11 protein-coding genes are annotated in these 12,131 nt (G+C 65.8%); 8 read left to right on the top strand and 3 right to left on the bottom strand.

The features are described 5' to 3' along the window. Positions 1-216 precede the first annotated feature (216 nt). Together EPL01_RS22520 and coxB are read right to left on the bottom strand one after the other, a co-directional pair. Positions 217-342 carry a hypothetical protein gene (locus EPL01_RS22520; protein WP_281275387.1) on the bottom strand — a complete coding sequence of 42 codons (126 nt, stop codon included), beginning with the start codon at positions 340-342 and terminating at the stop codon, positions 217-219. 495 nt (positions 343-837) lie between these two features. After that, positions 838-1,542 (bottom strand): cytochrome c oxidase subunit II, encoded by a 705-nt coding sequence (gene coxB, locus EPL01_RS18055; RefSeq protein ID WP_135826676.1) that lies wholly within the window; start codon positions 1,540-1,542, stop codon positions 838-840. A gap of 76 nt (positions 1,543-1,618) precedes the next feature. Between coxB and EPL01_RS18060 the strand changes: the two genes are divergently transcribed. The 3 genes from EPL01_RS18060 to EPL01_RS18070 all read left to right on the top strand — a co-directional run bounded on the left by EPL01_RS18060 (position 1,619) and on the right by EPL01_RS18070 (position 4,526). Continuing rightward, positions 1,619-3,061 carry a heme o synthase gene (locus tag EPL01_RS18060; RefSeq protein ID WP_135826677.1) on the top strand — a complete coding sequence of 481 codons (1,443 nt, stop codon included), beginning with the start codon at positions 1,619-1,621 and terminating at the stop codon, positions 3,059-3,061. 36 nt (positions 3,062-3,097) lie between these two features. Further along, positions 3,098-3,769 (top strand): DUF7546 family protein, encoded by a 672-nt coding sequence (locus EPL01_RS18065; RefSeq protein ID WP_135826678.1) that lies wholly within the window; start codon positions 3,098-3,100, stop codon positions 3,767-3,769. A 79-nt stretch (positions 3,770-3,848) separates the two neighbouring features. After that, positions 3,849-4,526 carry an SHOCT domain-containing protein gene (locus EPL01_RS18070; protein ID WP_135826679.1) on the top strand — a complete coding sequence of 226 codons (678 nt, stop codon included), beginning with the start codon at positions 3,849-3,851 and terminating at the stop codon, positions 4,524-4,526. Positions 4,527-4,529: 3 nt separating this feature from the next. On the opposite strand, the gene EPL01_RS18075 is transcribed toward EPL01_RS18070, so the two are convergent. Next, the gene (locus EPL01_RS18075; RefSeq protein WP_135826680.1) at positions 4,530-4,784 is read right to left on the bottom strand and encodes a WNWW family protein; all 255 of its coding nucleotides are present in this window, start codon (positions 4,782-4,784) and stop codon (positions 4,530-4,532) included. 84 nt (positions 4,785-4,868) lie between these two features. Between EPL01_RS18075 and EPL01_RS18080 the strand changes: the two genes are divergently transcribed. From EPL01_RS18080 to EPL01_RS18100, 5 genes are all read left to right on the top strand, one after another. Continuing rightward, entirely contained in the window at positions 4,869-5,888 is a 1,020-nt protein-coding gene (locus EPL01_RS18080) for an ABC transporter ATP-binding protein (RefSeq protein ID WP_135826681.1), read from the top strand. Beyond that, on the top strand, positions 5,885-6,685 hold the full coding sequence (locus tag EPL01_RS18085) for an ABC transporter permease (RefSeq protein WP_135826682.1): 801 nt from the start codon (positions 5,885-5,887) through the stop codon (positions 6,683-6,685). The genes EPL01_RS18080 and EPL01_RS18085 overlap by 4 nt, the downstream gene beginning before the upstream one ends. Positions 6,686-7,166: 481 nt before the next feature. Further along, the gene (locus EPL01_RS18090; protein ID WP_135826683.1) at positions 7,167-8,657 is read left to right on the top strand and encodes a DHH family phosphoesterase; all 1,491 of its coding nucleotides are present in this window, start codon (positions 7,167-7,169) and stop codon (positions 8,655-8,657) included. A gap of 505 nt (positions 8,658-9,162) precedes the next feature. Beyond that, the gene (locus EPL01_RS18095) at positions 9,163-10,044 is read left to right on the top strand and encodes a CBS domain-containing protein (RefSeq protein WP_135826684.1); all 882 of its coding nucleotides are present in this window, start codon (positions 9,163-9,165) and stop codon (positions 10,042-10,044) included. A gap of 320 nt (positions 10,045-10,364) precedes the next feature. Beyond that, positions 10,365-12,065 carry an acyl-CoA mutase large subunit family protein gene (locus EPL01_RS18100; protein WP_135826685.1) on the top strand — a complete coding sequence of 567 codons (1,701 nt, stop codon included), beginning with the start codon at positions 10,365-10,367 and terminating at the stop codon, positions 12,063-12,065. Positions 12,066-12,131 lie beyond the last annotated feature (66 nt).

Consider the following 12,131-nt stretch of genomic DNA (forward strand, 5'->3'; position numbering starts at 1 on the left):
GACGCAGTTCGCGGTTCCCCTTTTCGCGGTTCGATTCCATCAGTCTCACGGCGGCGGATTTTCGCCGCGTGACTCGACCGAAAGCGACGCCGAGGCTGGTGTCCGGTCCACCACCGACGACGCTACTCTCGCGCAACGACGCCCGCGCGCGACGGACTTCGACTACTCGCGGCGCGCTGGCCCGCTACGCGCGGCGCACTGGTCCAACTCGAAGGCTCACTGTTTCCGTCCTGCCTGACTCTCGCTGTCGTCGGCTTCCTCGTGGTCGGTCGTCTCCTCGCGGCCGGTTCCTCCTCGCGTCGCCTTCCTCGTCGTCCCTCTCGCAATCTTCTTCTGGGCCACCTCTCTGGGCGACCCCGCCGAGCGCTCAGCGACTGAGCCACGTGGGACGCTCCGACGGGACTACGAGACTCCCCTCGCTGCCTCGACTTCAGCGAGCGACGACAGCGCCGGAGTCCGTCGAGTCCTCCCGGACCTCGACTACGGACTCGTGGCCTCCTCGGGGGCGAGGAGGCCACGAGTGTCGAGGGTTGAGCGACGGGGAGAAGAGCGACGGGCGACGAGTGGCCGAGGAGACGAGCATCGTAGCGACGAGCGCCGGGCGGACAGAACAGCGGAATCGAAGCGAACCCCGATAGCGGACGAGCGGCTCTCGTCTCGCGCGTGCGCAGAGAAAAATATATACGCACGAGAGCGATGGAAACCCCTCGGAGACGAGACGTGACGAGCGCGAGACGAAATCAGCGAGGAGTGCTAGCGGACGATGGCGGACCAGCGTCGAGAGAAAGAGTCGGGACTGGGAGGGAAGGGGAAACCGCGAGAAGACCGCTGGGTCGCTCAGTTACTCTGCTGCTCGTCGAGCCAGTCCTGGTACTCCTGCTGGGAGACGACCTCGACCTTGCCGAGCATCTTGGAGTGGCCGACGCCACAGTACTCCGCGCAGTAGAGCTGATAGGTGCCGGTCTCGGTGAGCTTCGTCTTGATGACGTTGTGCTGACCGGGGATGGCGTCCTGCTTCAGGCCGAGTTCGGGCACGTGGAAGGCGTGAAGCCAGTCAGTCGACGTGATGTTTAGATACACGTTCTGTCCCTTCGGGAGGACGAGCGTGCCGGTCGCCGAGACGTCCTCACCTTGGTAGTTGTAGTTCCAGAGGTACTTCTGGCCGACGACCTCGACCTCGACCGCGTCCTGGTTGGGTTCGATGTCGTTCTGGGCCTGCGAGACGTAGCTGTCGGCCATCACGCCGTAGGAGGCGTATCCGACGACCAACAGGACCAGCGCGGTGGCGATGGTCCACGAAATTTCGAGGCGACGGTTCTCCTTGGTCGGCTTGGGGTCGTCGTTCTTGCGGTACTTCCAGACGGTGTAGACGAGGATGCCCTCGACCAGTACCGTGATGGGGATCGCCATGTAGAGGAGCTGAGTGTTCAGCGACCGAATTAGCTCCTCGGTGGTGGACTCGTAGGCGAGCGCCGGGTCCGCGAACAGGGCGAGTGCCGCGACCCCGAGTACCGTTGCGAAGGCTGTCCGCTTGGAACTCATGCTGTTTGCATCCTTAGGCCAGACCCCATAAATACCTGCTGACTTTCCAGAGCCTCCGGATTCGATTCTACTAAATATGGCGAGTTCCCAAAGTGCCATAAGGAGAGTTCGCGTGACTAAACACACCTCTCGTCGGTTCGGTTCTCTGCTCGCGGCGACCGCGATGGGCGTCTACCTGCTGGTGGTCGTCGGTGCGACCACCGCGCTGACAGATGCCGCCGCGGCGTGCCCGACGTGGCCAGCCTGCAACGGCAACTGGCTCGTCCCCCTCGACCAGCCGAAACTGGCCGTCGCGTGGGGCCACCGCGTCGCCGCCCTCGGTGTCGCGCTCGCACTGACCGCGACGACTGTCCTCGGCTGGCGGACCGAGACTCCTCGGAAAGTCAGAGCCGCGCTCACCGCCGCAGTACTGCTCTATCCGGTACAGGTCGGACTGGGGGCGTTCGCCGCGACCGCCGCCACCCCGGCCCTGCTGTCGGCGGTCCACCTCGTCGTCGGCATGGCTATTTTCGGCGGCGTGGTTCTCGCGCTGGCGTGGACGCTCGAACCCGAGACGTACGACGAACCGACCGGCGTCGAGGACCCCGACGAGGTCCCCGACGCCGAGGAACCGGCGGCCGCGCCGGGCCGACCCCAGCCCGACGGCCTCCTCGACCGGGCGAAGCGAACCGGCTTCGCGTACTTCCGACTGATGAAGCCGCGGCTGATGTGGCTGCTCTGTCTGGTCGCCTCGGCCGCGATGGCGCTGGCGGCCGGTCCGGCCCTCCGGGTCGAGACGGTGCTGGCCACGCTCACGGGCGGCGTCCTCTCTATCGGCGCGTCGGGCACGTTCAACCACGTCCTCGAACGCGACGTGGACCGGAAGATGAACCGGACCGCCGACCGACCCGCGGCGACCGACCAGATTCCGGTCCGCAACGCGGTCCTCTTCGGGTTCGCGCTCGCGGCGCTCTCGCTGGTCGCCTTCCTCTCGGTGAACCTGCTGGCGGCGGTGCTGGGGATGTTCGCCATCCTCTTCTACAGCGTCGTCTACACCCTCCTGCTCAAGCCCAACACGGTCCAGAACACGGTCATCGGCGGGTTCGCCGGGGCGCTCCCGGCGCTCATCGGCGGGGCCGCGGTCACGGGCGACATCGGCCTGCCCGCAATCGTGCTGTCGGGAGTCATCTTCCTCTGGACGCCCGCGCACTTCTACAACCTCGCGCTGGCGTACAAGGACGACTACGCCCGCGGCGGGTTCCCGATGATGCCCGTGGTCCGAGGAGAGGCCGTCACCCGCAAGCACATCCTGCTGTACCTCGGCGCGACCCTGCTGGCGGCTGGCCTCCTCTCGGCGGTCACGACGCTCGGATGGCTCTACGCCGTGACGAGCGTGGCCTTCGGCGGCGTCTTCCTCTGGGCCGTCGTCCGACTCCACCGCGAGCGCACCGAGGAGGCCGCCTTCCGGTCTTTCCACGCCTCGAACGCCTATCTGGGCGCGCTCCTCGTCGCGGTCGTCGCCGACGCACTCGTCTTCTGACCGACGCACGGACGATTTCCACACTTCATCTCGACCATGACAGGAACACTCGGCTTCGACGCGGACCGCCTGCGACCGAATCGAGACACATTGCTGTGGGCTGGCTTGTTGGTCAACACCGAACTCATCCTGACGTTCACGTACCTCCTGCTCTCGGACGCGACCATCACGGAGTGGCGCTACCTCGTCTTCCCGTTCGTCTGGATAAACGGCTCCATCTGGGTGTTCGCCCGGACCAAGCCCGAGGCCCGGTCGGCGCGGACGCGCTATCTGGGCGCGGCCATCGCGGTCGGCTACTTCCTGCTGCTGGCGTCCGTCGGCGGTATCGTCAAACCGGGCGGCATGCACGCCCTCGGGTGGCGAGTCGCGTGGCTCCCGCCGGGGTGGGGTCCGGCCCTGCTGTACACCAGTTCGGACCTCAAACTCTCGCTGATGCCCTACAAGGTCGTGGGCTACCTCGCGCTGGCGTATCTGGTCTACGACACCGTGCTGGACACCGCGGGGTCGGCGGTGTCGGGCCTCGTCGGATTCGTCTCGTGCGTAAGTTGCACGTGGCCGGTCGTCGCCACCCTCGCGGCCGGACTCGCCGGAAGCGGCACCGCAGTCGCGGCCGCGGCCAGCGAGTGGTCCTACACTATCGGGACGCTCGCGTTCGTCGTCACGGTGGCGTTGCTGCGCTGGCGGCCCAGTTTCGGCGGGCGACTGTGACCGACTGTCATCCAGTTATATCCAATGATAATTTAAAGAAATTATAACACGTTCCGCGATAGACGAACGTCTGACAGGTATGCGGAACCCCGACGATTACGTCCGGCGTCTCGCATCGATGTTCGCATCCCGCGCCGGCCACGAGTCGGTGACGACCGCCCGCTTGGCCGGCAGAGCCGACGCAGTCGCCGACCTCGAATCGTCGGTCGTGACTCACCTCGCGTCGGGTGAACACCCCAAGTTCTGCTTCGAGTGCCACGAGGCCGGCGTCGGTATCGGCGACCCAGAGGACACGGTCGAACCCGACCGAGGCGGCATCTACTGCTTTACCGACCGGCGAATCTTCGTCCAGTTGGGGGTCGGCGACCGAGACGAATCGCTGAGCGTCCCCTACAGCGACGTGTCTGGCGTCCGCCACCGTGAGGGGCGGCGTCGCCACCGCATCGACATCGCCGTCTCGGACGCGGCGTACTATCTCTGGATTCCAGCGAGCGTCGATGCCGCGGCCGTCGTCCGCGCCGCCGAGTACGTGAAGAACCAGCATACAGCCGAGTCCACCGATGCGAGCCACGATACAGCCGAACCCACCGATACAAGCCACGATACAGCCGAATCCGCCGATGCGAGCGACGAGTGGCCGTCCGGAGACCCCGAGACTCTTCGGGAACGCCTCGAACGCCTCGGCGACGCCAAATCGCGGGGCCTCATCGACGAGGAGGAGTTTCAACACCGGAAGGAACGACTGCTCGACGAGTGAGTCTCACTCGATTCGGTACTCCGCGAACTCCTCGCCGTAGCCGAAGTAGCCGAGCAACCAGTTCCACTTCTCGGGCACGCTGTGTCCCTTGGGCGCGTCGGTCATCTTCTCGGCGACGAACGAGGAGTTCCACTCGACCTCCTCGGCCTCGCGGAGTCGGACCGCGGCGTCGGCCACGCGCTCGGCGTCGCGCTCGGACCCGAACTCCGCCGTGACTTTCGTCTCCAGATTCGCCCTGAAGTGGTCGGCGTCGCTCATACCCGACGTATCCGGTCGCTTACACAAATACCTGCTGGCGTCGGAATCGAACCGCTTAGGGGCGGACCACCGTAACGGTCGGACATGGCAGACGTACTCGTCGCCGAGGACATCCGGAAGTCCTACGGGGACGCGACTGCGCTCTCTGGCGTCTCGCTGTCGGTGGGCGAGGGCGAGGTCTTCGCGCTCATCGGTCCCAACGGCGCGGGCAAGACCACGCTCGTCCGGGCGCTGACGGGCACGACAGAACCGGACTCGGGGTCGGCGTCGGTGTTCGGGACCGCCCCGGACGAGGCCGACCGACAGCGTCTCGGCCTCCTCCCCCAGTCGTTCGACCCGCCGGAGCGACTGACCGCGCGAGAACTGGTGGAGTACTACGCCGGACTCTACGACGAGGCCCGCGACCCCGAGGAGGTCCTCTCGGAGGTCGGCCTCGACGGCGACGACTCGACGTGGTACGAGAACCTCTCGGGCGGCCAGCAGCGCCGGACCTGCGTCGGGACCACGCTGGTCAACGACCCGGACGTGCTGTTTCTGGACGAACCCACGACCGGCATCGACCCCGGCGGGCGGCGGGCGCTCTGGTCGCTCATCGAGGAGCTGGCCGAGCGCGGAACCACCGTCTTCCTGACGACCCACTACATGGAGGAGGCAGAACGCCTCGCCGACCGGGTGGGCCTGCTGGCCGACGGCGAACTCGCAGCGGTCGGAACCCCCTCGGACCTCGTGGCCGAGTACGGCGGTCGGACCCGCGTCGTGGTCGAGACCGACTCGGACGAAGCCACTCCCGCCGAGGCGACCGACGCGCTCGCGGGAACCGGATTCGAAGTCGAGACCGGCGACGGGCGAGTCACGATTGGGGGCGTCGAACCCGAGGACATCGGCGAGGTGGTCCGGGCGCTCAACGACGCCGGGGTCGCCTACGAGGCGCTGACGTGGAAGCAACCCGACCTCGAAGACGCCTTCCTCCGACTGACCGGTCGGTCCGTGGTCGGCGGTGCGGGCGGAGGGGCCGGGGCAGTCGGCGGCGAGAGCGACGTGGAGGGCGAGGAGACCGACGGAGCGAGCGCGGGCGACACCGCCGTCGCGGGAGGTGAGCGATGAGCGCCACGGGTCGGGTCCGCGCGGAGGCCAGCGCGGCGTGGCGGTCGTTCGCCCGGCGGCGGACCGCGGTGTTCTTCACGTTCTTCTTCCCGGTCATCCTCATCCTCATCTTCGCGGTGCTGGTCCAGACGAATCCGGGCGGGGGCGGCCTGTTCGCCCAACCGCCGGGCTACTACCTGCCGGGGTATCTCGCCGTGGTCGTGCTGTTCACGCCCCTCTCGCGGGTGGGCTCGGAGGTCGCGCGCCACCGCGAGGGCAACCGCTTCGAGAAGCTGGCGACCACGCCGCTGTCGCGGTCCGAGTGGTTGCTCGCGCACACGCTGGTCAACGTCGCCATCATCGGCCTCGCGGGGCTGCTGATTCTGGGCCTGATGGCGTTAGTGACTGGCACCGCCACGCTCGCGCTCGGAGTCGGGAATCTGGCCCTCGTGGCCGTCTTCGTCGCCTTCGCTGTCGCGCTGTTCTGCGGACTGGGCGCGGTGCTGGGCGGACTGGCCGACTCCCAAGACGGCGTCATCGCCGCGAGCAACACCATCGCGCTCCCGCTTCTGTTCCTCTCGGACACGTTCATCTCCTCGGACATGCTCCCGGCGTGGTTCCGGCCCGCGATGAACCTCTCGCCGCTGACCTACTTCGCGCGAGGAGTGCGCGGGCTGACCTACCAGCCGCCCGGAAACGAGGTCGAGACGCTGGCTACCGCCTTCGGCCAGACGTGGGAGTTCCAACTCGGCGTGCTGGTCGCGCTGACGCTCGTCTTCTTCGCCGCCGGAGCCTACGCGATTCCCCGGACAGATTGAGGCAGGAGTTCGTTTTTCGGGCGTCTCGAATTGATACTCCACTTCGGCGCGCGCTGGCGGGTCGCTCTCGTGCGACCCGTCATCCGCGCGAGGGACGAGCATCGCAGGCCTATGGCCGAGAAGCGCAGTCGGTTGGGGAGGGTGTGGCCCGCGGTTGCGGTGCGGGGCAGTGTGGTAGACTCCTCGGCTTCGGCAGTAGCTAGCTTCCACTCGATTTCCTCGGTTCTTTAGCCTCTCCAATCTAGTCGTGTTCAGATTAGCAGATGAAACCGGAGTGTCGGTCTCGAAAGCCCTCGCGCGGTTCGCGGTCGCCCTTTCAATCCACCAGGAATCGGCTGTCTCACCGAGCGAAGCAGGTGGTTCGTATCTGAGTACCGCCCGCAGTTCGGGAGCCAATTCACGCACAAAAACCGCCACCGAACCCCATCACAACTCCTAGACGGTAGACTTTAGGCCGCGCAACGGAAACCCGGGGGATACGATGGTTTCCCGGCTGGTACTCGGGTGTGGAACCGTCGGCCAGACCCTCGTGGAAGCGATTGCCGACGGGCAGGGAAGCCTGCTTGTAATCGACGACGCCGAGAGTCGCATCGACGCGCTCCGCGAGGAGGGCGTCTCGGCGACTATCGGCGACCCGACCGACGCCGAGACCGTCTCGGCGGGCGTCGAGGGCGCGGAGGTCGTCGTCGTGGCCGACCGGGACCCCGAGGCGAACCGTCGGGCGGCCGAACTCGCTGACGAGCTGTTCCCCGAGGCGTACGTCGTCGCGTATCTCGGGAAGGGATGCGACGAGAGCCAGCGCGACCGAATCACGGAGTTGGCCGACCGAGTCATCGACCCGACCGCGGCAATCGTCCAGCAGGTGCTTGCGGTCTCGCTCGGCGAGAACGCGATTCGGACCGCCAACCTCCGGCGGGCGCTCCGGCGCGTGGACGGCAAACTCGCGGTGTTCATGCACGACAACCCCGACCCCGACGCGATTGCGAGCGCCGTCACGCTGTGTCGCATCGCCGAGGAGGTCGGCATCGAGGCCGAAGCCTGCTACTTCGGCGACATCTCCCATCAGGAGAACCGGGCGTTCGTCAATCTGCTGGAGCTGGACCTGCGGAACTTCGAGTCCGCCGACGAGTTGGACCGCGAGGAGTTCGCTGGCTTCGCGCTGGTGGACCACTCCCGACCGGGCGTCAACGACCAACTCCCCGAGGACACCGAGGTCGACATCGTGGTGGACCACCACCCGCCGAAGGAACCCGTCGAGGCCGGATTCGTGGACCTCCGGAGCGACGTTGGCGCGACCTCGACTCTGCTGGCCGAACACGTCCAGCGCCTCGGCATCGACATCTCCGAGGAGGTGGCGACCGGCCTGCTCTACGGCATCCGGGTGGATACCAAGGACTTCTCGCGGGAGGTCTCGACCGCCGACTTCGAGGCCGCCTCCTACCTGCTTCCCCACGCCGACACCGCCACGCTCGACCGCGTCGAGAGCCCCTCGGTCAGCGCCGACACCTTCGAGACGATAGCGCGGGCGATTCGCAACCGGCGCGTCGAGGGGACGGTGCTGGCGACCTGCGTGGGGTCGCTGTCGGACCGCGACGCGCTGGCCCAAGCCGCCGACCAACTCCTCAACATGCAGGACGTGACGACCACGCTGGTCTACGGGTTCATGGACGGCACCGTCTTCGTCTCCGCGCGGGCGCGGGGCACCGACATCGACCTCGGCGAGACGATGCGCGCCGCCTTCGGCCAAATCGGGAGCGCGGGCGGCCACGCCGACATGGCTGGCGCGCAGATTCCGCTCGGCCTGCTGGGCGAGGTCGAGGACGAAGAGGAGGCCTCGCTCGCCAGCATCGTCAGCGACGTGGTGACCGACCGCTTCTTCGAGACGGTCCAATCGATCCCGCGGACCGACGGCGAGTACTCCCACGGCGGCGAAGCGAGTTTCGACGCGACGGTACTGGAAGGCGAAGATTGAGCATTGTTTTGTTGTTCTTCAGACAAGTAAAGATATGCTTAGAAATTTAATTTATATTCTTTAGCAACTTTCGTGATTGTCTCGCGGTTGGCGCGCGCTGACGGGTCGCTCTCGTGCGACCCGTCATCCGCGCGAGGTCTTCGGCGAAGCCGAAGGCTCGGCGGACGTGGTTTGTCCGCCGGTGGACGAGCATCGCAGGCGAAGCCGAGAAGCGCAGTCGGTTGGGGAGGGTGTGGCGCGGTCGCGGTGCGTGGCGGTGGCGGTGATGCCTAGGCTTCGGGAGTAGCTAGCTCCGAGTCCTCGAACGGTGACTTGCAGAGAAGCTATGGAAACAGCAACGATGGTTTCGAAAGCCCTCGCGCGGTTCGCGGTCGCCCTTTCAGTCCACCGGGACGTTGGATGTCTCACCGAGCGAAACGGTAGCTAGTCGCGCTCCTCGAAACACGACTCGTATCCGAAACCTGAAGCGGGAAGCCTTTTGTCCGCCGACCCCGTCCATTCAACCATGGACGTGGCGGCAGCGGACGGCGGAACTGCCGACGGCAAGGCCAAGGTCAAAGACTACATGACCCGCGACGTGGCGACAGTTTCGCCCGACGCGACCGTCGAGGAGGTGGCCCGACGCATCGCCGAGAGCGACGAACACAACGGTTACCCAGTCTGTGACGGCCGCCGGGTCGAGGGGTTCGTCAGCGCGCGCGACCTCCTGCTTGCCGAGGACGGCGAACCGATTTTCAAGGTGATGAGCCAAGATCTCATCGTGGCCCACCCCGACATGAACGTCAACGACGCCGCGCGGGTCATCCTGCGGTCGGGCATCCAGAAGCTCCCGGTCGTGGACGACGCGGGCAACCTCGTGGGCATCATCTCGAACACGGACGTGATTCGCTCGCAAATCGAGCGCGCGACTCCCGAGAAGGTCGGCAAGCTCATGCGGACCCTCGAATCCATCCACGACACCGAGGTCGAGCAGACCCGCAGGGAGGTCTCGCTCGCGGACCTCACGCCCACGCAGGGGAAGGTCTACGCCGACGAACTGGAGGGTCGGACCTACGAACTCGAACGCGGACTGGCCGAACCCCTCGTGGTCATCGACTGTGCGCCGAATAGCGGGACTCCGGAGGAGTCCCGAAAAACGAGCGGGGACGAAGGACCCGCGAGTAGCGACGAGAGCGACCTGCTACTGGCCGACGGCCACCACCGCGTGATGGCCGCAGACCGCATCGACGTCGAGGAGATGGACGCCTACGTCATCCTCGTGGACGAGGACGTGGAACTCGGCATGCAGAAGACCGCCGAGAAGGAGGGCTTAGAGACCTTGGACGACGTGAAGGTCGTGGACTACGCTCGCCATCCCCTCGTGGAGACGACCAAGCGGTTGCAGTAGGAAGCGGGCGCTATTTTTATCATCTGCCGCTCGATAGCTGGCCGACTGAACCATCGGAATCGAACTCGGCTGACCGGACCACAATCACGGGCCGGGCGGTGTGGAGAGGCCCGCGATATGTCGCTGAGCGACCGCCGGGAGACAAACCGCGTCTCCCGAGGTCACGTTCACTCTGTTCACGTGACCGCGACCGGGCGAGGGCTTCAGAAGACGAAGAAACCTATCCGATTCGCTCCTCACGACATTTCAGACTTGCCATCCAGATACCGTCCGAAGCGGGTTGCGGAATCTTAATGGACAGTCCGGCAAGTATTACAACCATGTACGACGAGGACGACCTCGCGGAGATACGCGACGCGAAGGAGGAGTGGGAACAAGAGACGCTCGACCCGGTCCTCGACGCCTACGGCGAGCGCAAGGACCGCTTCGCCACGGTCTCGAATCTCGAAGTAGACCGGCTGTACACGCCCGACGACGTGGAAGACATCGACTACGACGAGGACATCGGCTTCCCCGGCGAGGAGCCCTACACCCGCGGTCCCTACCCGACGATGTACCGCGGTCGGACGTGGACCATGCGCCAGTTCGCCGGGTTCGGCACCGCCGAGGAGACCAACGAGCGGTTCCACTACCTCATCGAGAACGGCCAGACCGGCCTCTCGACGGCGTTCGACATGCCCTCGCTGATGGGCAAGGATTCGGACGACCCCCTCTCTGACGGCGAGGTCGGCAAGGAGGGCGTCGCGGTTGACACCCTCAAGGACATGGAAATCCTGTTCGACGGCATCGACCTCGACGAGGTCTCCACGTCGTTCACCATCAATCCCTCCGCGCCGGTCATCTACGCGATGTACATCGCGCTGGCAGACCAGCAGGGCGTCCCCCGCGACGAGATTCGGGGTACCCTCCAGAACGACATGCTCAAGGAGTTCATCGCCCAGAAGGAGTGGGTCATCCCGCCCGAACCCAGCCTCGACATCGTGACCGACACCGTCGAGTTCGCGGCCGAGGAGACCCCGAACATCAAGCCCATCTCGATTTCGGGCTATCACATCCGCGAGGCCGGTTCCACGGCGGTACAGGAACTCGCGTTCACGCTCGCCGACGGCTTCGCCTACGTCGAGGACTGTCTGGACCGCGGGATGGACGTGGACGACTTCGCCCCCCAGCTATCCTTTTTCTTCAACTCCCACAACTCCATCTTCGAGGAGGTCGCCAAGTTCCGCGCGGCCCGCCGCATCTACGCCAACGTGATGGACGAGTGGTACGGTGCCGAGGAGGAAGCCAGCAAGAAACTCAAGTTCCACACCCAGACCGCGGGCCAGAGCCTGACCGCCCAGCAGCCGATGAACAACATCGTCCGGGTGACGATTCAGGCGCTCGCCGGAGTGCTGGGCGGCACCCAGAGCCTCCACACCAACAGCTTCGACGAGGCGCTGGCGCTCCCCTCCGAGGAGGCCGTCCGGGTCGCGCTCCGGACCCAGCAGATTATCGCCGAGGAGTCGGGCGCGGCCGACATCATCGACCCTCTCGGCGGGTCGTTCGCGGTCGAGAGCATGACCGACGAAGTCGAGGAAGAGGCGATGGCCTACATCGAGGAAATCAAGGAGATGGGCGACGGCTCGGTCCGCGACGGCGTGCTGGAAGGCATCGAGCGGGGCTACTTCCACCGCGAGATTCAGGACGCCTCCTACGAGTACCAGGAGCGCGTCGAGGAGGGCACGGAGACCGTCGTCGGCGTCAACAAGTACGAAATCGAGGAGGACACCAAGCCCGACATCCTCGAAGTTGACGAGGAGGTTCAGGACCGCCAGCTCCAGCGCCTCTCGGAGGTCAAAGAAGAGCGCGACGACGATGCGGTCGAGGCCGCGCTGGAGGACCTGCAGGATGCCATCGACAACGACGAGAACGTGATGCCCGCCATCATCGACGCGGTGAAGGCCTACGCCACGATGGGCGAGATTATGAAGGTCTTCGAAGCCGAGTACGGGAGCTATCAGGAGACGGTCAGTCTGGCGTAGGTCGGTCGAGCGACCCGCCTCGAAGTTCGCTACCGCGTCCCGACTATATTTTTCACTATATTTAGA

Source organism: Halorussus ruber, from assembly GCF_004765785.1.
In the GTDB taxonomy this organism is placed as follows: domain Archaea; phylum Halobacteriota; class Halobacteria; order Halobacteriales; family Haladaptataceae; genus Halorussus; species Halorussus ruber.